Origin of the sequence: Streptomyces sp. NPDC056987 (genome assembly GCF_042673865.1) — a bacterium.
Classification (GTDB): Bacteria; Actinomycetota; Actinomycetes; order Streptomycetales; family Streptomycetaceae; genus Streptomyces.
This window is the reverse complement of record NZ_JBHURV010000023.1, coordinates 43,308-63,059: the sequence shown is the minus strand read 5'-3', so window position 1 is coordinate 63,059 and position 19,752 is coordinate 43,308. Positions and strand designations below refer to the sequence as shown.

The window sequence follows — 19,752 nt, the reverse complement described above, 5'->3', positions numbered from 1 at the left end:
CGACGGCACCACGACGAACGAGCAAAGGATGACAGTGTCTTCCGAGGATTCCCCGCTGTTCACACTGACCGACGCGGAGCGTGAGCTGCTCCCCACCGACGACGACATCATCGCGTACCAGGAACACGGCTGGTACCTGTCGAAGAAGATCTTCACCGACGAGGAGATCGACACCCTGGAGGCGGCCAGCGAGCGCTACTACGCCGGCCACCGCGACCGCACCCTGCCGGTGCGCCCGCCCAAGCTCGCCTCCTGGAAGCCCGAGGACGGCCCCGTACAGCGGCACAACGACTACATCCACTACGAGGACGACACCATCGGCCGGATCCTCGGCAAACCGCTGCTCGGCGCGACGGCCGCGCTGCTGGCGGGCGCCCGGGAGATCCGGGTCTTCCAGTCCACACTGATCTTCAAGCCGCCGCGGCCGGAAGAGACGTCGAACATCGTGCCCTGGCACTTCGACCGGCACTACTGGGCCAACTCCACCTCGGAGCGGATGCTGACCGCGTTCATCCCCTTCCACGACTGCGGTGAGGAGATGGGCACCATCACCATGGTGGACGGCAGCCACCGCTGGAAGGAGACCTCCGCCAACGACCAGACCTCGCTGCACTTCGCCGAGCGGGACCGCGACCAGCTGGACGACATGCTCACGGAGAACGCCGCCTTCAACGGTGTCGAGGTGCGCAAGGTGGCGATGGACATCCCCAAGGGCCATGTCAGCTTCCACCACTGCCTGACCTACCACGGCAGCGGTGCCAACCGCAGTGACAGGCCGCGCCGCGCGATCTCCTTCCACCTCCAGGACGGCGAGAACCGCTACCGCCCCTTCACCCGGTCCGACGGCAGCGAGGTCCACTACAACCACGACGTGCTGGTGCGCCGGGACGCGCAGGGCCGGCCCGACTACGCCGACCCGCGGTACTGCCCCGTGCTGTGGCGCAGCAGCTGATGCGTACGGTCGCGGTGGTCGGCACCGGCCTGATCGGGACCTCCGTCGCCCTGGCCCTGCGGGGCCGGGGCGTGACCACCTATCTGCTGGACCGGGATCCGGAGGCCGCGCGGGCCGCGGAGTCGCTGGGCGCGGGGATCGCCGGCGCTCCGCGCACCCCTGTGGACCTGGCGGTGATCGCGGTACCGCCCCTGAGCACGGCCGCTGTGCTCAGGGAGCAGCAACAGGGTCAGCTTGCCACCTACTTCACCGATGTGGCCAGTGTGAAGTCGATTCCCCAGCAGGCCGCGACCGAACTCCGATGTGATCTCACCCGTTATGTGGGCGGGCATCCGATGGCGGGCCGGGAGCAGTCGGGACCGCACGCCGCGCGCGCGGATCTCTTCCACAACCGCCCCTGGGTGCTGGCCCCCTCACACCACTCGCGGCCCGAGGCTCTGGAACACGCCACCCGGCTGGCCGAGTTGTGCGGGGCCAGTCCGCTCACGATGGCGCACGCCGACCACGACCGGGCCGTCGCGCTGACTTCGCACACCCCCCATCTGGTGTCGAGTCTGCTCGCGGCCCGGCTGGTGGAGGGCGACGAGTCGCAGTTGCGGCTGGCGGGCCAGGGGGTACGCGACATGACCCGGATCGCCGCCGGTGACGCGGCGTTGTGGTCGGAGATCCTCGCCTCCAACGCCCCCGCGGTCGAGGAGGTGCTGGAGGAGGTGGCCCGGGATCTCGACGCGGTCCGGGACGCCCTGCGCGATGTCAGCGGTCAGGACGCGGAGCGCCGGCGCTCGGGCTCCGCGCGCCTGACCGCGGCGCTCGCGCGAGGAGTGCGGGGACACGCCCGGATACCTGAGAGGAGAGCGACCATGGACGCGGATCGGCTCGACGTCTGTCTCGTCGGCATGGGGCCACGGGGCCTCTCGGTCCTCGAACGGCTCTGTGCCAACACCGAGGGGCACCGCGGTTCCGTCACCGTGCATGTGGTCGATCCGTACCCGCCGGGCGCCGGCCGCGTCTGGCGCACCGGCCAGTCACCGCATCTGCTGATGAACACCGTTGCCTCCCAGGTCACGATGTTCACCGACGAGAGCGTACGGATGCGGGGCCCGCTGGCCCCGGGTCCCAGCCTGTACGAGTGGGCGCGCGCCCTCAGCGGGCAGGGGCCGTACGACCTCGGCGAGGCCGGTCCGTACGACAAGGCGGTGCTGGCCGAGGCGGCTTCGCTCGGGCCCGACTCGTATCCGTCCCGCTCCCTCAACGGCCACTATCTGGAGTGGGTCTTCCGGAGGGTGCTCACGTCGGCGCGCGGCCGGGTCAGCACCGTGGTGCACAAGTCCCGCGCGGTGGCGCTGCACGACGAGGGGCCGGGCGGCACGCAGAGCGTACGGCTGGAGAACGGCACGGTGCTCGGCGGGCTGCACGCGGTGGTGCTGGCCCAGGGGCATGTGCCGGTTCGGGGTTCCGCCGAGCAGTTCGCCCGGGGGGACTTCGCCAAGCGGAACGAGTTACGTTACGTGGCGCCCGCGAACCCGGCGGACGTGGACCTGTCCGAGGTGCGTCCCGGGGAGACGGTGGCGCTGCTCGGTCTCGGTCTCAACTTCTTCGACTACATGGCCCTGTTCACGCTGGGCCGGGGCGGGGAGTTCGTGCGGGGGCCCGGCGGGCTCGCCTACCGGCCGTCGGGGCGTGAGCCGGTGATGGTCGCCTGCTCCCGCCGCGGTCTGCCCTTCCACTCGCGCGGCGAGAACCAGAAGGGAGCGCACGGCCGCCATACGCCGGCGGTGCTGACCCCGGAGGTGGTGGAGGAACTGCGGCAGCGGGCCCGGAGCGGCGGGCTCGGCTTCCGGGCCGATCTGTGGCCGCTGATCGCGAAGGAGGTCGAGACGGTCTACTACACCACCCTGCTGGCCTCGACCGGTGACACCACCGGGGCGCGGGCGCTGCGGGACGTGTATCTCGGCGCCCGGGACCGGGCCGAGGAGAGCCGCGTCCTCGACCTGGCCGGGGTGGCGCCGCGGGACCGCTGGGACTGGGAGCGCGTCGCCCGGCCGTACCTGGGGCGGAGCTTCGCCTCGCCGGAGGAGTTCACGTCGTGGCTGCTCGGCCATCTGCGGGACGACCTGGCGGCGGCCAGGGCCGGCAATGTGGACGGGCCGCTGAAGGCCGCGCTCGATGTGCTGCGCGATCTGCGCAACGAGATACGGCTGGTGATCGACCACGGCGGGCTGACCGGCCGGTCCCGCAGGGACGACCTCGACGGCTGGTACACCCCGCTCAACGCGTTCCTGTCGATCGGTCCACCGGCCCGGCGGATCGAGGAGGCGGTGGCCCTGATCGAGGCGGGGGTGCTCCGGGTGCTCGGCCCGGAGGTCGAGGTGGCCACCGACGAGAACGCCCGGGTGTTCACCGTACGGTCCCCCGCCGTGCCGGGGTCCCGGCTGAGCGCCACGACCCTGATCGAGGCGCGGCTGCCCGAGGTCGACGTGTCGGCGACGGCGGATCCGCTGCTGCTCCAGCTGCTCGCCGACGGGCAGTGCCGCACGTACGACATCACCGACCCGGACGGCTACGCGTACCGGACCGGCGGGGTGGCCGTCTCCGCGTCGCCGTTCCACCTCCTGGACACGTCGGGGACGCCGCATCCGCGCCGCTTCGTCTTCGGTGTGCCGACCGAGTCGGTGCACTGGGCGACCGCCGCGGGGATCCGGCCCGGGGTCGACTCCGTGACGCTGCAGGACTCCGACGCGCTCGCGCGGGCGGTACTGGCCCTCGCGGAGAGTCCGGCCGTGGGCGCCACGACGGTGAAGGCGGCCCTGAGATGAGGAGTTCACCGATGAGTTCACCTCCGGTCCCCGCGGCGGACCTCGACTCCGGGATCCTCAGCCCGGTGCGCGCCGGCACCCCGGCCGAGGCGGCGACCTCCGACAGCGCCTGTCTCCAGGCGCTGCTGGACGCCGAGGCGGCGCTGGTCAGGGCCCAGGCCGAACTGGGCGTGGTGCCCGCCTCCGCCGCCCGTACGATCACGGCGGCGGCGGTGGCGGAGCGGCTGGACCTGGTGGCGGTCGCACGCGCCGGACGGGGTGCGGCCAATCCGGTGGTGGGGATGGTCCAGGCGTTCACGGCCGTGGTCGCCGCCGACGATCCGGCCGCCGCCGACTACGTCCACCGGGGCTCGACCAGCCAGGACATCCTGGACACCGCGCTGATGCTGGTGGCCAGGCGGACGCTGGAGATCCTGGTCGGGGACCTCGACGCGCTCGGGGCGGCGCTGCGGCTGCTCACCGACCGGCACCGGGACACGCTCATGGCGGGGCGCACCCTGGGGCTGCACGCCGTACCCACCACCTTCGGGCTGAAGGCGGCCGGCTGGCTGCTGTCGGTGGACGGCTGCGCGGCCCGGCTGCGCGGGCTGCTCGACGGTGGGCTGCCCGCGCAACTGGGCGGCGCGGCGGGCACATTGGCGGGGTACCTCGAATACGCGCAACGGGACGCGGGCGAGGGCGAGGGCGCCGATCCGCAGCGGTACGCGGCGCGTCTGATGCGGCGGTTCGCGGCGGAGGTGGGGCTCGCGGAACCGGTGGCGCCCTGGCACAGCACCCGGGCGCCGGTCGCTGCCCTGGCCTCCGAACTCGCCCTGACCGCGGGCGTGCTGGGCAAGATCGCGGTGGATGTGCAGTTGCTCTCCCGTACGGAGACGGCGGAGGTGGCCGAGCCCGCCGCCACCGGGCGCGGGGTGTCCTCCGCGATGCCGCACAAGCGCAATCCGGCGCTGGCGACGCTGATCAGGTCGGCGGCCCTGCAACTCCCCGCGTACGCGAGCGTGCTGATGGGGGCGTTGCTCTCGGAGGACGAACGGTCGGCGGGGGCGTGGCACGCGGAGTGGCAGCCGCTGCGGGAGTGTCTGCGGCTGACGGGCGGCGCCGCGCACTCGGCGCGTGAACTGGTCGAGGGGCTGGAGGTGTTCCCGGAACGGATGGGGACCAATGTCACGCTCACCGGGGGGATGATCGCCTCCGAGCGGCTGGCGGCGGTACTGGCGCCGGCGCTCGGCAAGGCCGCGGCGAAGGAGCTGATGGGCCGGGTCTCGGCGCAGGCCGCCGCCACCCACCGGCCGCTGGCCGATGTCGTGGCCGAGACACCGGAGCTGGCCGGCCACTTCGCCCCCGGCGAGCTGGCCGAACTCCTCGACCCGGCCCACTACACGGGCGCCGCGCCCATGCTGGTGGAACGGGTCCTGAAGGGCGGCGGTATCTGACGGACACCCCGGACGGCCGGGAAACACCCGGCCGTCCGGGCACCAGGGGCGGGGTCCGGGGAGATGACCGATCGGTGATCTCCCCGGACCCCGCCCCGCGGTGTGTCCGGCGCGCGTCCGGTGTCTCCGGCGGGCGCGGTGTTTCCGGCGGGCGGGTGTTGTGTCCGGCCCGCGCACCTGTCGCGTCCGGCGTGCGCCGTACCCACCGGCGCGCGCTGTCGCGTCCGGCGCACCCGCCGGTGGGTACGGCGCACGCCCGGTGCGTCCGGCCCCTCCCGCCCGGCGTGCCCGGCGCCCGTCCGGTGTCGGGCGCCGCCCGGTGTGTCCCGCACGCCCCACGGTGTGTCCGGCGCAGGGGTGTTGTGTCCGGCCCGCCCGCCGGCGTGTCCGGCGCGCACCACGGTTCCGGCGCGCACGGTGTTTCCGGCGCGCGGTGTGTGTCCGGCGCGCCCGCCCAATGCGTCAGGGGCGCGCCTGTCGTGTCCGGACCCCGGTCAGTCCGCGCGGGCCTTCGCGTCCTCGCTCACGGCGCCGCCGTCCTCGCCGTCCCGCAGGATCCGCGCCTTGAACCGGCAGACGGAGCCCGTGGTGCGCTGGCACTCGACGCAGCTGTCGCGCACCGGGACCCGCAGCCCCTCGAACCATCCGGCCCGCAGTTCGAGGCACGGGCACTCGTACCCCTCCAGCGTCCCGGCGGCCCGCAGCATGAGCAGCGGGAAGCTCTTGCCGACGACGGTCTCCCACTCGTCGTCGTCCAGCACCTGCTGGGCGACCTCCGAGCGGCCGTTCGACCCCATCAGCGCCAGCAGGTCGGCCACCTTCGCGGCCAGTTCGGCGGCCGACGGCTCCTCCTTCGCAGGGCGCGACCGGCTGTACCAGGAGGCGACCCGGCGGCCCACGAACCGGACGGCCTCGGCGTTGATCTCGTTCGCCGCCTCCTGCCCGAAGCGGTTCAGCACGCCCTGGTACCAGCGCGCGTCATGCAGCCACCAGAACTGCTGGATCTCAGCACCGGTCGGCTCGACGGCCTCGTACGCCGGGGCGCCGGCGTCAGGAATGGCTTCCACGGTCAACGGGCTCCTCGCGATCGGATGAATAAAACTAAACGCACGGTCGTTTATATAACATCTCCGAGTCCACCGAAACCCGTCCGGAATACCTCCCTTGCACCCCTTGCGCTCACCAGGCACGCGGTGTTTCATGGGGCAGGCACAAAACTGCACGATCGTTCGTCCATCCAGCGCGGCGCACCTCGCCGGCCGCCGCGGTCCCCACACGGAAGGAATCCACGGATGACGGCCACCCCATCCCCGTCGCCCGTCGACGAGGCGGCGGGCGCTCCGCCCGGCGACACGGCGGGCAAGGCCGCACGGCTCGCCCTGGTGGCCGCGTCCGGTGCCGCCTTCCTCTCGATCCTCGACACCACGATCGTCAACATCGCCTTCGCGGATCTGCAGGAGAGCTTCCCGGACGCATCGTTGCCCAACCTGACCTGGGTCATCACCGGGTACGCCGTGGTCTTCGCCGCGCTGCTCGCGGTGGCCGGCCGGATCGCGGACGTCATCGGACAGCGGCGGCTGTTCCTCTGGTCCACCTCGCTGTTCGTCCTCGCCTCCGTGGTGAGCGGGCTCGCGCCCAACCTGAACACACTGATCGCCGCCCGCGCCCTGCAAGGTGTCGCCGCCGCCGGGATGACACCGTCGGCCCTCGGACTGGTGCTGACCCACACCCCGCCCGCCCGGCGGGCCGTCGCGGTGGGCGTGTGGGGCGCGGTCGGCAGCATGGCCGCCGCCGTGGGCCCCAGCCTCGGTGGGCTGCTGGTCGACGTGTGGGGCTGGCGCAGTGTGTTCCTGATCAATCTGCCCATCGGGCTCGCCATCGTCCTGGTCGGCGCCCTCGGCCTGGCCACCGACCCGCCGAGCGGACGCACCCTGCCCGACCCGGTGGGTACGGTGTGCCTCGGCCTCGGCCTGGGCGGCGTCGTCTTCGGTGTGACCCAGGGCAGCGACTGGGGCTGGGGCAGCGGGTCGGTACTCGGTCTGCTGATCGGTGGCGCCGTGCTGAGCGCCGTGGCCCTGCTGCTCTCCCTGCGGCACCCCTCCCCCGCGGTGGAGTGGCAGCTCTGGCGCAGCCGGCCCTTCGCTGCGACCAATGTGACCGTGCTGTTCTTCGGCGCCGCGATGTACGCGTACCTGCTCAGCACCCTGCTGTTCCTCAACGCCGTCTGGGGCTACTCGGAGCTGAAGGCCGGACTCGCGGTCTCGCCCGGGGCCTTCAGCGCGGCGGCGGGCGCCGTGGTCGTCGGCCGCCGCGTCGGACCGGCCAGGCAGTGGGCGGCCGCGCTGACCGGCGCCGCACTGTTCGCCGGATCCTGCGCGGCGATGTTCTTCCTGCTCGACAGCGAGCGCCACTACCTCTCGCTCTGGCTGCCGATCGGCATCGTCGCGGGCGCGGGCATCGGCATGGCGCTCACCGGGATCTCCAACGCGGCGGCGGCCTCGCTGCCGGAGGACCGCTTCGCCTCCGGTACGGGGCTGCTGATGACGGCCCGTCAGGTCGGCGGGGCGTTCGGCATCGCCGCGCTCGCCGCGATCCTGGCCCGGCACAGCGTGCTGGCGGACACCGGCTACCTCCAGGTCTTCCTGGCCTGCGCGGCGGGCTCCGCGGTCGCCGCCGTGGCGGCGGTGGGCATCCGCGGCCGCGCCGCCTGAACAGCCTTCCGGCGTCCCCCGCCCCGCACAGGGACGGCGAGCGGGGGACGCGGAAACAGACAGATCCGACACGCAAGTGAAAGAACATGAAGGGTAGCGAGACCTGTGCCTCCACGCCTGTCCGACCGATCCGCCGAGCGCGCCGAATCGGCACTGCTGTACGAGCTCCAGCCCGTGGTGGAGGCCAACCTCCACCGGCACCTCGCGGTGGCCAAGGAGTGGTTCCCGCACGAGTACGTGCCGTGGAGCCGGGCGCGTGACTTCGAGGGCCCGATGGGAGGTGAGGCCTGGACCGAGGAGGAGGCGACGCTCCCCGAGGTGGCCCGTACCTCCCTCATCGTCAACCTGCTGACCGAGGACAACCTGCCCGGCTACCACTTCGCCATCGCGCAGTTCGGCAAGGACGGCGCCTGGGGCACCTGGGTCAACCGCTGGACCGCCGAGGAGGCCCGCCACGGCATCGCGCTGCGCGACTACCTCCTCGCCACCAGGGCGGTCGACCCGCGTGCCCTCGAACGGGCCAGGATGGTCCACATGTCGGCCGGGTACGACCGGCCCGACGGCTTCAGCGCGCTCCACGCCATCACCTACGCGGCGTTCCAGGAACTGGCCACCCGGATCTCGCACCGCAACACGGGCCGGGTCAGCACCGATCCGGTGTGCGACACACTGCTGGCCCGGATCGCCGCAGACGAGAACCTGCACATGGTCTTCTACCGCTCTCTCGTCGACGCCGCGTTCGAACTGGCCCCGGACACCACGATGCGCGCCGTCGCCGATGTCGTCACCGGCTTCGAGATGCCCGGCTCCACCATCAAGGACTTCGGCCGGAAGTCCGCGCAGATCGCCCTCGCGGGCATCTACGACCTGCGGCTCCACCACGACAGTGTGCTGATGCCGATCCTGCGCACCCTGCGGGTCTTCGAACGCGAGGGGTTCGGCCCCGAGGGCGAGGCCGCCCGCGAGGAACTCGCCGCCTTCACCGGCCGGTTGGACACCAAGGCGACGGCCTTCACGGACCGGCGCGCGGCCATCAGGGCCGCACGCGCCAAGCAGGCGGCCACGGCGGCCGGCTGAGCGGCCCCGGCGCGGCCGCCTCGGTCCGGTCACGCCGAGCCCACCGCCGCGCGGCCGGACTCCGCCTCCCGTCCGGCCGCGCGGCACACCGGCCGAAGCGGTACGACCGAGCCCGCGCAGCCGCCAGGGGCGCCAACCACACCGGCCCTGACGGCTGTCGATGTCACACGCGGCCGGCGTACTCGTAACCGGCCTCGTCGAGCGCCTTGGCGATCAGGTCGTCCTCGACCACGCCACCGGTGGTGACGGTGACCAGGCCGGTGCCGATCTCGGTCTCGACCGAGAGCACTCCGTCGACCCCGGCGATCGCCTGGGTGACCAGACCCTGGCAGTGGGCGCTGCCCACCCCGTTGACCTGGTGGACCACGGTCCGGCTCTCCGGGGCGGCCGCGGTCTTTGCCTCCGAACCGGTGTGGCAGCTTCCCTCGGGTGTACAGCACGACGACGACATGGGTTTCCTCCTGGAGGGATCCATACCCCTGAGGGGTATGTCTGGGGCGCCTCCATGTATACCCCCATGCCGTATCTCCTCACAAGGGGCGGCCTCCTCCGCGTGCGGCCAGGCGGAGAACCGGCGCAGCCCGTAGAGCAGGGGCGGCTGCCGCGGGACCGTGCGCACCGCCGTGACCTCGCCCAGGACCACGGCATGGTCGCCGACGACCTGCTCGCCGACGACGGAGCAGTCCGCGACGGCGCGGGCGTCCTCGGTCAGATGCGGTCCCGCGGTGCCGGCGCCGCCCCGCCAGGTGACGCGGTCGAACCGGTCGGGCGCGCCGGACGCGAACAGTTCGGCGGTCCGGCGGCCCTGCGTGTGCAGCAGGTTGACGGCGAAGGACCCGCTGCTCCGTACCGCCTTCAGGGTGTGACTCGCGGTTCCCAGACACACCAGCACGACGGGTGGGTCCAGGGAGACACCGCACAGGGAGGTGCAGGTCATCCCCCAGGGTGAGCCGTCCTCGGCGTACGCGGTGACCACACCGACGCCACTGGGGAAGCTCGCCATGAGCGGCCGGATGTCGGCGCCGTGGTCACGCGCGGGGCAGGTGTTCTCCGGTGACTGAACGGGCGAGGGCTGAACGGGCGGGGAGGGAACGGGCACGGACAGGGCGGACGGAGAACGGACGGGCACGGGCTCCTGGCTCACGGCGGGTGACCTCCTGACGTCGGCGGGCCGGTGTACGGGCGGGCGCGGGGAGCATCGGGCGCCGCCCGGGCAGCGGCGGCCCGCGCCGCCGCCCGGGTCTCACCTCACGACAGCCGCGCCCGCAGGACCGACTCGCTGTCGGGGAAGTTCGACCAGCCGGTCACCTCCAGATCCACCTGCGCGAACAGGTCCTGGTACTCCTCGTACGACCGGAGACGGGCCCCCAGCAGGGCGAACATGTACAGGTCGAGCTGCTGGGGGTAGTGCGTGCGGTCGTTCTCGCTCGGCATCTGTCCCACCACGACCAACTGGCTGTCCGCGCGCATCGCGGTGCGCACCGTCCGCAGGATGCGCAGCGAGTCCTCGTCGTTCCAGTTCCCGATCACTCGGGAGAGCAGGTAGACGTCCGCGTCCCCGGGGATCGGCTCGAAGAAGCTGCCCGGCTGCAGCGTGACCCGGTCCGCCACGCCGGCGGCGGCGAAGGTCTTGCGCGCGTTGCCCACGACGTGCGGCAGATCGACCAGGGTCCCCCGCAGGGTCGGGTACCGCTTGAGCACGGCCGCCAGCATGGTGCCGCGACCGCCGCCGACATCCACCACGTGGCCGACCTCGGGGAAGTCGAATCCGGCCAGCAGGTTGTCCACGGCGGCGGAGGACTGCATCGCCTTGTCGAACAGGGTCGCGAACTCCTGGTGGGACGCCATGTACTCGAAGAAGGACGAGCCGTGGGAGACGGCGAAGCTGGGCCCGCCCGTACGGGCCGTGTGGAGGGAGTCCGACCAGGTGCGGCTGAACTCGTCCCGGCAGGTCAGGGAGCACATGGCCTTGATGCTGTGCGGGTCGTCGGCCCGCAGCACCTGGCCCAGCTCGGTCAGTTCGAAGCTCCTGCGGGACGGCTCGGCCAGCACGCCCGCCGCGCAGGCCGCCCGCAGGAACGGCAGCAGGCCCTCCGGGTCGGCGTTCACCTCCTTGGCGAGTTCCACGTGCGAACGCGGGGTCTCCAGGACATCGGGTACGCCCAGATCGCACAGGACCGAGATGGCGTGCGACAGCAGGCCCGCGGTCATCAGCTCCCGGACGCGCAGTACGGCCGGAACGGGCTCGACGGGAATCTGCGAGGTCACTGTGTTCTCTCCTTCAGCACGGTGGCTATCCCGGAAACAGTCAGACGGTCGTTGATGTACAGCTGCCGGATGGACATGTTGACGGCGAACTGTTCGCGCAGTTCGGCGATGACGCGCATGAGCAGCAGGGACTCACCGCCGAGTTCGAAGAAGTTGTCGTCCACTCCGATGTCGTCGAGGCCCAGTGCCGTGCGCCAGATCTCGGCCACGCGCCGTTCCACGTCGTTGCGCGGCTTCGCGTACCGGGTGCCGAGCGCAGGACGTGCCCGCCCGTTGTCCCGGGACGGAAGTGTCCGGTCGTCCGCCCGCGGTGGTACGGGGGCGGTGGCGCCGGTGGCGGGAGCGCGCCCCCCCGCCGTCGTGCCGGGGACGGTGACCGTGACGGTGAGGACGGGGTGGCCGCCGGTGCCCAGCGCGGCCGCCAGGGCCGCGGCACCCCGGCGGACGGCGGCCTCGGCCGGCTCGCCGTCCGGCTGCCCGGCCCCGGGCCGGTGCCGCCAGCGCACCAGCCGCCAGGGCAGCCCCTCGGCCGCCGCCGCCTCCACACACGCCTCGGCGAAGGAACTCAAGCCGGCGCGCTCGACCGACGGCCGGTCCTCCGGCGGATCGATGAACACGACGGCGCTGAACGGCTCGTCGGCGCGCCGCTGCCACAGCTCGGTCAGCCACGCCAGGGTGGCCGACGCGTCGGAGCCCGCCACGGGGCCGAGCGAGCGGAGCAGACCGGGGCGGTCGCCGTCGGCCGCGACGACCGACTCGCTGACGGTGACCGCGCCGTCGAAGGCGGCGGACAGGTAGGACGCGTAGGGCAGCGCGGGCATCCGCAGCCCGCCGGGGACGACCCAGGCGCGCGGCAGCGACGCCAGGCCGGCCGGTGTCCCCGTCACCTCCGCGGTGCCGGCGACCCATCGGCGCCCGCCCCGGTAGGCCACCGTCACGGGGGGCTCGGCGGCCCGCAGTTCGCCGAGGAGCAGCGGCCACAGGGCGTCGTCGGTGTCCGGGGAGAACGGGGCGTCGAGATCGACGGCGGTGGCGACGACCCGGGCGCCTTCCTCCCGCCAGTGGCCGACCAGGCCGTGGACCAGCCGGTGTTCCGGCGAGGAGTGCGGGCCCGTCAGGGCGAAGGCACCGTGACCGACCACGACCACCCTCGGCGGCCGCACCCCTTCGCCGAGTCCGGTGAGCAGGGCGTCGATGAACCGCCCCGACTCGGTGACCTGCCGCAGCGGTCCTGGCTCGCCGCCCGCCGAGCCGAGGTCGAGCACCTGGATCCTGGCGTCGTCGGCGCCCCCGGGCCACAGGCGCTCGCGGAGCGCGCGCACCTCGTCCGCGGCCGCCGGGTCGAGATGGTACGAGCCGGTCCCCGAGGTGCCGAACCCGTCCGCGAAACGGATCGTCACGCACCGGGCGCCGTCCGCGTCGAGGAGCCCGGCGGGCGGATCCGGGAGCTCGGAGCGTCCCAGGACGACGAGTACGGTGTCCGAGGGCGTCCCGGGCTCCGCGCCGACCGGCGGCCGGGGCTGCCCGGAACCGCTCCAGACGCACGAGGTGAGCGACACCTCGTCGGCCCGCTCCGGCGGGGGCGGCGCCGACCGGTCCATCCGCTCCACCCAGAAGCGCCGGCGCTGGAACGGATACCCGGGCAGCGGAACGGTCCGTCCGGGGCGGCCTTCCCGTACCGCCTCCCAGTCGACCTCCACGCCGTGCGTCCACAGCCGCGCCACCGCGTTGAGCAGCACCCGGTCGTCGGGCTCCTCGGCGTAGGCGTGGCGGATGCCGGTGGCGGTGACCACGGTGTCCCCGAGTGTGTACTGGGCCAGTTTGGCCAGTCCCCCGCTGGGCCCCGCTTCGAGCAGGACCGGCGGACGGTCCGTCGGCAACGCCTCCAGGCAGGCCCGGAACCGTACGGTGCCCCGCGTGTGCCGGACCCAGTACTCGGGGTCGCGGGCCTGTTCGGGGGTGAGCGGCTCACCGGTGAGGCCGGACAGGACGGGAAGGGTCGGCTCGCGCAGCGTCACCCGGCCCACCAGCTCACGGAATTCGTCCAGTACCGGGTCGAGCGCCTCGGAGTGGGCGGCCCCGGGGATGCGCAGCCGGTGCTGGTCGATGCCCTTCTCCGTGAGGTTCTTCTCCAGTTCGAGAATGGCCGCGGGGACACCGGAGACCGTGCACATGCCGGGGGCGTTGACAGCCGCCAGGGAGGTGCCCGGGAGGAGGTGGCCGACGATGTCCGCCTCGTCCAGCAGGACGCTGAGCGTCATCCCGCCGGCCTCCCGCATCAGCCGCTCCCGTTCCATGACGAGCGGGAGGGCCTCCTCCAGATCCATCACCCCGGCGACACAGGCGGCGGTGTATTCGCCGAGGCTGTGCCCGATCATGACGGAAGGACGGATTCCCCAGGAGGCGAGCAGGGCCGTCAGGGACCACTCGGTGGCGACGATCGCCGCGTACCGGCCCCGGGGCACGTCGATGTTCTCCCGGTTGGGAGCGGTGTCGCCCGGAGGGTAGAGCGCCTCGAACAGGTCCAGCCCGCAGGCCGATTCGAGGATCCGCGCGCAGCGGTCCATCTCGCGCCGGTAGACCGGATGGATCCGGTGGAGCCGCTGTCCCATGCGCTGGTACTGGGAACCGCCGCCGGGGTACATGAAGACGACGTCGCGCGGGGCTCCGCCGGCCTCGCCGTAGGCGCCGGACGTGGCGTCCTGGAGTGCCTCGGCGAGTTCGGCGGTGCCGCTCGCGACGAGTGCCCGCCGGGCCCGCAGGGGGCGGCGGCCCCGCTGGAGGGTGTGCGCGACGTCGGCGACATCGGTGCCGGGGTCCTGCAAGATCCCCTCGCGGAGCTGTTCGCCGAGGTCGGCGAGGGCGCCGGGGGTGGCCGCCGAGAGCAGGACCACTTCGGGCCGGCGCTGCGGCTCGGCCGGGGTACGCGGCGGGGCCTCGGCGAGCACCACGTGCGCGTTGGTGCCGCCGACGCCGAACGAACTCACGCCCGCCAGCCGGGGGGTGGCCGACCGTGGCCAGGCGCGCGCCGTGCCGGCGACCACGAACGGAGAGGCCTCGAAGTCGATCAGTTCGTTCGGTCCGGCGTAGTGGAGCGTCGCCGGGATCATCTCGTTCTCCAGCGCCAGTACGGTCTTGATCAGACCGGCGATCCCGGCCGCGGCGTCGAGGTGCCCGAGGTTGGACTTGACCGATCCGAGTGCGCAGAACCCGGTCCGGTCCGTGCTCGACGCGAACGCCTTCGTCAGCGCGCTCACCTCGATCGGGTCGCCCACCGGGGTGGCGGTGCCGTGGCCCTCGACGTAGCTGATGGCGTCCGCGCTCACCCCGGCCATCGCCTGGGCCGCCACGATGACGTCCCGCTGGCCCTGCACGCTGGGCGCGGTGAAGCCGATCTTCCTGGCTCCGTCGTTGTTGACCGCCGATCCCTTGATGACGGCGCGGATGTGATCGCCGTCGGCGACGGCGTCGGCCAGGCGCTTCAGCAGGATGACGCCGACCCCGTCGCCGGGCGACATGCCGGCCGCGTCGGAGGAGTAGGGACGGCAGTGCCCGTCCGGGGAGAAGGGGCCGTCCGGTACGTACTGGTAGCCGAGTCCCGCGGCGGGGTTGACGGTCGAGCCGCCCGCCAGGGCCAGGTCGCACTGGTGGTTGAGCAGGTCCTGGCAGGCGAGGTGCACCGCGACCAGGGAGGTGGAGCAGGCGGTCTGCACCGCCACGCTCGGACCGGTCAGGTTGAGCAGATACGAGACACGCGTGGCGAGCGCGCTGGTGGCGTTGGCGACCGAACCGATGAAACCGTCGACGGACCCCGGTCGGACGGCGAGCGCCGGATAGACGTGGTCGAGGTAGTACTGGCTGGTGGAGGCCCCGGCGTAGACGCCGACCGTGCCCTCGTCGCCGCCAGGGACGTACCCGGCCTGTTCCAGCAGGTGGTAGGCGCATTCGATGAAGATCCGGTGCTGCGGGTCGAGCAGTTCGGCCTCGGCGGGCTGGATGCCGAAGAACTCCGCGTCGAAGAGGTCCGCGCCCTCCAGCGTGCACGCGACCCTGACGTGGTTCGGGTCGCTCAGCTTGCCCGGGGCGCCCCCGGCGGCGAGGAAGTCGCTGTCGGCGACCGGGCGGATGGAGTCCCGCCCGCTGCTCAGCAGCGACCAGAAGTCCCGCAGCGAGGGGGCTCCCGGGAACCTTCCGTCCATGGCGATCACCGCGATGTCGCAGTCGCCTTCGCCGGTGTCCGGGCCGGTGCCGGGGTCCGGGCCGGTGCCGGCGACCGGTCCGCTGTCGGCGCTCATGTCGTCTCCCTCGCGTTGTCCGCTCGGCCGCGTCCGGCCCGGATGCGTCGCTGCCGGGCGGCACGGTCCCGGACGCGTCTCAGCTCCCGTGCCTCCTCGTCGCCGGCGGCCGGGCCCCGCTCCAGGAAGCGGGCCACCGACGCGACGGTGGGGTTCTCGAAGAGGGCGACGACGGAGACGTCGTACCCCAGCGTCCGGTGGATCTCGTTCTGCACCTTCACGACCAGGAGGGAGTGCCCGCCCAGATCGAAGAAGTTCTCCTCGGCGCCCACCTGTGCGACGCCGAGGGTGCGGGCCCAGATGTCGGCGATCGACCGCTGGAGCACGCCCGTCGGCGGCGCCACGGCCGCGGTGGCGCGCGGGGCCTCGGGGACCGGGGCGGCTGCCAGGGCCGTCCGGTCGAGCTTGCCCGAACTGCGCAGGGGCAGCTCGTCCAGGAGGACGACGGTGGGCGGCACCATGGCGGACGGGAGGCGCTCGCCCAGCCAGGTCCGCAGCTCGTCCGGGGTGACCGCGGCCTCCCGCGCGGCGACGAAGGCCACGAGCCGGGGGCCCCTGGGGCCCTCGTTCCGGATGAGGACGGCGGCCTGCCGGACCTCGGGGTGGGCGGCGAGCTTGGCCTCGATCTCCTCCAGCTCGACACGCCTGCCGTTGATCTTGACCTGGTTGTCCGTCCTGCCGACGAACTCGATCTGCCCGTCCGCGCGGTAGCGGGCGAGATCGCCGGTCCGGTAGAGCCGCTCGCCGGTCCGGAACGGGTCGCGCACGAACAGTTCGGCCGTCCGTTCCGGGTCGTTGAGGTATCCCCGGGCCAGGGGCAGCCCACCGATGTGGATCTCCCCGGCGACCCCGGCCGGAACCGGGTTCCCGTGGCGGTCCAGCAGATGGATCCGGGTGTTCGGATTGGGCCTGCCGATGGTGATGTCCCGGACGTGGTCGGCGCTCTCGTAGACCCGGCAGGTGACCCCGACGGTCGCCTCGGCGGGCCCGTAACCGTGGTACATACGGGCGTCGGACCGCTGCCGGAACCGGGTGTAGAGGTCGGCGGTGAGCACCTCGCCACCGCACCAGACATGGCGGAGGCGGCGCAGCGCGGGTTCCGCGTCGTTCCGTTCGACCATCAGATCGAGCATGGAGGAGACCAGGTAGACGAAGGTCACCTCCTGTTCGGCGATCACCGAGAGGAGGTACGAGACGTCTCCCTCGCCGCCCGGTCTGGCGAGGACGAGGCGGGCGCCGCTGGTCAGTGGCAGGAAGATCTCGTTGATGGAGATGTCGAAGCTGAGCGGGGCCTTGTGCAGCACGGCGTCCGACGGGGAGAACTTCAGCAGGTCGGCCTGCCAGGGAAGGCGGTTGACGATCCCCTGGTGGATGATCATCGCGCCCTTGGGCACACCGGTGGAGCCGGAGGTGTGGATGACGTACGCGATGTCGTCGAGCGCGGTCGCGACCTCGACCGCCTCGCGGCTGTGGCCCGCGATGGTGGCGGCGTCGGCGGTCAGGTCCACGTGCGCGGTCCGCGGGGAGACGGCCGCCAGATCGCTCCGGGTCAGCAGCGTCGCGGTGGTGACGCAGGCGGCGAGGCCTGCCGCCGAGATCAGTTCGCCGGTGCGCAGCGCGGGCCAGGCCGGGTCCAGCGGGACGAAGGCGGCTCCCGCCTTGAGGACCGCCAGCATGGCGACGACGAGTTCCGCCGACCGTTCCAGCAGCACTCCGACGTAGTCGCCACCGCGGACTCCGTCCGCGATCAGCTGCCGGGCGAGCTGGTTGGCCCGGCCGTCCAGTTCGCGGTAGTCGAGCCGTCGGTCCCCGTCGACGAGCGCGCAGGCGTCCGGCCGCAGCCGTACCTGTTCGGCGAAGAGTCCGGGGAGCGTGGTCCTGGGCAGGTACTCCGGCCGGTCGGTCGCGTTCCACTCGTGGACGACGCGCGCGTACTCGTGGGCGGGCATCAGCGGCAGTTCGCCGAGGCGCCGCTCGGGGGCGGTGGCCACCGCGTCCATCAGGGTGGCCACATGGCCCAGCAGCCGGTCGAGGCTCTCGGCGCCGAAGAGCCGGTCGGATCCCGTCGCGGTCACCGTGAGTCCGTCGGGGCCGGACACGACCTCGACCGCGAGGTCGAAGCGCGTACTGCCGTTGAACACCGGGTATTCCCGCCACTGCTGGCCCGGGAAGACCACATCGGACGGCAGGGTCTGTCCCCGCTGGGTGAACATCACGTTGAACAGACCGGCCCCGTCGCGCCGGCGGGGTGGCCGGCCGGCCTCCACCACCTGGTCGAAGGGGACTTCCTGCTGTCCGAAGGCGTCGAGGCACACCCTGCGGACCTCGGCCAGCAGGTCGAGGAAGCGGGGATTTTCGCGGGCGGGGATCCGCAGCATGACGGTGTTGCCGAAGTTGCCGATCAGGGGTTCGAGTTCGGGCCGTGACCGGTTCACGGTGACCGTGCCGACCGCGATGTCCTCGGCTCCGGAGTACCGGCCGAGGACGGCGGTCACACAGGCCAGCGTCGTCATGAACAGGGAGGTGCCGGAGTCCTTCGCGAGCGCGGCGATCCCCGCGCTGGTCCGGGGGGACAGCGGTACGCTCCGCCGTACGCCCTCCCCGTGCGGACCGTCCGCCGCGGCCTCGCCCGCGTCCGGCAGGGGGACCGGCTGCGGCCAGGGGGTGAGGGTGCGCCGCCAGTACTCCAGCGAGTCCCCGAAGTACCCGGACGACGCGCGTTCCTGCTCCCGGCGGGCGAACTGCGCGTACCGCACCCGGGGTGCCGGGGCCAGAGGCCCGGGGGCGTCCGCGCGGTAGTGGGCGGACACCGCGTGGAAGAGCGGAGCCCAGCTCAGATCGTCGACGGCGATGTGATGGACGACGAGGACCAGCACATGCTCGTCGGGGGCCGAGGAGATGAGCAGCAGCCGCAGGGGGCAGTCGACGGCCAGGTCGAAGGTCTCCCGGCCGAACCGCGACGCCAGCCGGTCGACCTCGTCCCAGAGGATGTCGCCGCCGGCGCCCCGGCAGTCACCGTTCGGGATTCCCCCGCAGTCGGCGGTCTCCCAGGGCAACTCGACCGAGGGAAGGACGAGTTGTACGGGCATGCTGTCGGCGTCCGTGCGGTAGACGGTGCGCAGGATGTCCTGTTCCGCCACGACCGTCTCGAAGGCCCGGCGGAGCCGGTGCGGGTCCAGGTCGCCGCTGATGACGAATCCGGCGCAGATGTTGTACGCGGCGCTCTTCGGGTCGCGCTGCTGCGCGAACCACATCCGCCGCTGGGCCGGGGAGAGCGGGTGGGGTCCGGGCCCGAGCGGCGGGAAGTCCTCCGCCGTGGCGGTACCGCTCGTGGGTCCGAAGCCCCGTGCCTCCAGTGCCCGGCGGATACGTTCCTGCCTGGCCGAGGCCGCCGCCGCGGCCGTGTCGGCCGGCCGGCGGGACCCGGCCCCGTCCCCGTTTTCCTCAGTCACCGCTACCCTCGCCTCGCGCCGCCGGGGCAGGGTCGGCCGTCTCCGGGCGGAAGGGACAGCGCCCGAGCTTCTCCGCGTTGTCGTCGAGGAGGAAGTACTGACGCCACTCCCGGTTGTCCGGGTCCCCGTAACTCCCCAGCTCCGGTGAGGGTTCCTCGCTGTCGAAGGCGCGCAGACGCTTCCGGATCACCCGCCTGGCCGCCGCGCCCCGGGCGGTGTTGGAGTCCAGTTCCTCGAAGACCCAGCGCGGCTGAAAGGTGATCATGAATCCGGGATTCGACCGGCTCGCCCGCCTCTTGTGCGCGGGGGTGTTGCACACGACGAAGATGGGCGTGCCGGCGAAGCTGAACTCCCAGCGGCTGTCGTCGGGGTTCTCGGGGATGCCGGCCGGCCAGGACCGGGGGTCGTTCTCGTGCAGGAACCGCAGGACGTCCCAGAACTTCCCTTGGTAGTGCGCGACATCGCCGGTCTCCCGGTCGGGGCGGAAGAGAATGATGAGGGAGGTCTCCCTGGCGATCGTCCGGTAGATCTCCAGGTACGACGCGACGATCCCGGGCAGTGCCGCCCAGCTGTGCTCGTCGTTCAGATCGTCGATGAAACCGAACCGCAGCGAGGCCTTCTTTGCCGCGGAGACCGCGAAGGTACAGGGGAATGGCATGGTGGAGGAGGTCAGTTTGCCGATCAACTCCCTCGCGCTGAGAATTCCCCACTCGGGAAGATCACCTATCACCTGGGAGGTCAGACTCCC

General features: G+C 72.5%; 11 protein-coding genes. 5 read left to right on the top strand and 6 right to left on the bottom strand.

All coding sequences use genetic code 11. From position 1 onward, the window contains the following. Positions 1-28: 28 nt before the first annotated feature. Genes ACFTZC_RS25030 through ACFTZC_RS25020 form a run of 3 tightly spaced genes read left to right on the top strand, consistent with a single transcriptional unit; the run spans position 29 to position 5,201 of the window. Positions 29-952 carry a phytanoyl-CoA dioxygenase family protein gene (locus tag ACFTZC_RS25030; RefSeq protein ID WP_382893307.1) on the top strand — a complete coding sequence of 308 codons (924 nt, stop codon included), beginning with the start codon at positions 29-31 and terminating at the stop codon, positions 950-952. Next, positions 937-3,768 carry a prephenate dehydrogenase gene (locus ACFTZC_RS25025; RefSeq protein ID WP_382893305.1) on the top strand — a complete coding sequence of 944 codons (2,832 nt, stop codon included), beginning with the start codon at positions 937-939 and terminating at the stop codon, positions 3,766-3,768. Before ACFTZC_RS25030 ends, ACFTZC_RS25025 begins: the two co-directional genes overlap by 16 nt. 11 nt (positions 3,769-3,779) lie before the next feature. Then, positions 3,780-5,201 carry an adenylosuccinate lyase family protein gene (locus ACFTZC_RS25020; RefSeq protein ID WP_382893303.1) on the top strand — a complete coding sequence of 474 codons (1,422 nt, stop codon included), beginning with the start codon at positions 3,780-3,782 and terminating at the stop codon, positions 5,199-5,201. A gap of 494 nt (positions 5,202-5,695) precedes the next feature. Here ACFTZC_RS25020 and ACFTZC_RS25015 read toward each other — a convergent pair whose 3' ends face one another. After that, the gene (locus tag ACFTZC_RS25015) at positions 5,696-6,268 is read right to left on the bottom strand and encodes a hypothetical protein (protein WP_382893302.1); all 573 of its coding nucleotides are present in this window, start codon (positions 6,266-6,268) and stop codon (positions 5,696-5,698) included. A gap of 225 nt (positions 6,269-6,493) precedes the next feature. Here ACFTZC_RS25015 and ACFTZC_RS25010 point away from each other — a divergent pair, with 225 nt between their 5' ends. After that, complete coding sequence (locus ACFTZC_RS25010; RefSeq protein WP_382893300.1) at positions 6,494-7,912, top strand: DHA2 family efflux MFS transporter permease subunit; 1,419 nt, start codon at positions 6,494-6,496, stop codon at positions 7,910-7,912. 105 nt (positions 7,913-8,017) lie between these two features. Then, positions 8,018-8,989 carry an acyl-ACP desaturase gene (locus tag ACFTZC_RS25005; protein WP_382893298.1) on the top strand — a complete coding sequence of 324 codons (972 nt, stop codon included), beginning with the start codon at positions 8,018-8,020 and terminating at the stop codon, positions 8,987-8,989. Positions 8,990-9,152: 163 nt separating this feature from the next. Here ACFTZC_RS25005 and ACFTZC_RS25000 read toward each other — a convergent pair whose 3' ends face one another. The 5 genes from ACFTZC_RS25000 to ACFTZC_RS24980 all read right to left on the bottom strand — a co-directional run bounded on the left by ACFTZC_RS25000 (position 9,153) and on the right by ACFTZC_RS24980 (position 19,662). Beyond that, positions 9,153-10,133 (bottom strand): flavin reductase, encoded by a 981-nt coding sequence (locus ACFTZC_RS25000; protein ID WP_382893296.1) that lies wholly within the window; start codon positions 10,131-10,133, stop codon positions 9,153-9,155. Between the two features lie 104 nt (positions 10,134-10,237). After that, complete coding sequence (locus tag ACFTZC_RS24995) at positions 10,238-11,257, bottom strand: methyltransferase (RefSeq protein ID WP_382893294.1); 1,020 nt, start codon at positions 11,255-11,257, stop codon at positions 10,238-10,240. Continuing rightward, positions 11,254-15,552, bottom strand: coding sequence for a beta-ketoacyl synthase N-terminal-like domain-containing protein (locus tag ACFTZC_RS24990; protein ID WP_382893292.1), 4,299 nt, complete (start codon positions 15,550-15,552; stop codon positions 11,254-11,256). Before ACFTZC_RS24990 ends, ACFTZC_RS24995 begins: the two co-directional genes overlap by 4 nt. Then, positions 15,549-19,004 carry an amino acid adenylation domain-containing protein gene (locus ACFTZC_RS24985; protein WP_382893290.1) on the bottom strand — a complete coding sequence of 1,152 codons (3,456 nt, stop codon included), beginning with the start codon at positions 19,002-19,004 and terminating at the stop codon, positions 15,549-15,551. The genes ACFTZC_RS24990 and ACFTZC_RS24985 overlap by 4 nt, the downstream gene beginning before the upstream one ends. Further along, entirely contained in the window at positions 18,997-19,662 is a 666-nt protein-coding gene (locus ACFTZC_RS24980; RefSeq protein WP_382893288.1) for a YqcI/YcgG family protein, read from the bottom strand. Before ACFTZC_RS24980 ends, ACFTZC_RS24985 begins: the two co-directional genes overlap by 8 nt. Between the last annotated feature and the right edge of the window lie 90 nt (positions 19,663-19,752).

Coding starts and splice junctions, on each gene's coding strand:
- ACFTZC_RS25010 (WP_382893300.1), top strand. CDS start 6,494: ATGACGGCCACCCCATCCCCGTCGCCCGTCGACGAGGCGGCGGGCGCT.
- ACFTZC_RS24990 (WP_382893292.1), bottom strand. CDS start 15,552: ATGAGCGCCGACAGCGGACCGGTCGCCGGCACCGGCCCGGACCCCGGC.
- ACFTZC_RS24980 (WP_382893288.1), bottom strand. CDS start 19,662: ATGCCATTCCCCTGTACCTTCGCGGTCTCCGCGGCAAAGAAGGCCTCG.
- ACFTZC_RS25020 (WP_382893303.1), top strand. CDS start 3,780: ATGAGTTCACCTCCGGTCCCCGCGGCGGACCTCGACTCCGGGATCCTC.
- ACFTZC_RS25030 (WP_382893307.1), top strand. CDS start 29: ATGACAGTGTCTTCCGAGGATTCCCCGCTGTTCACACTGACCGACGCG.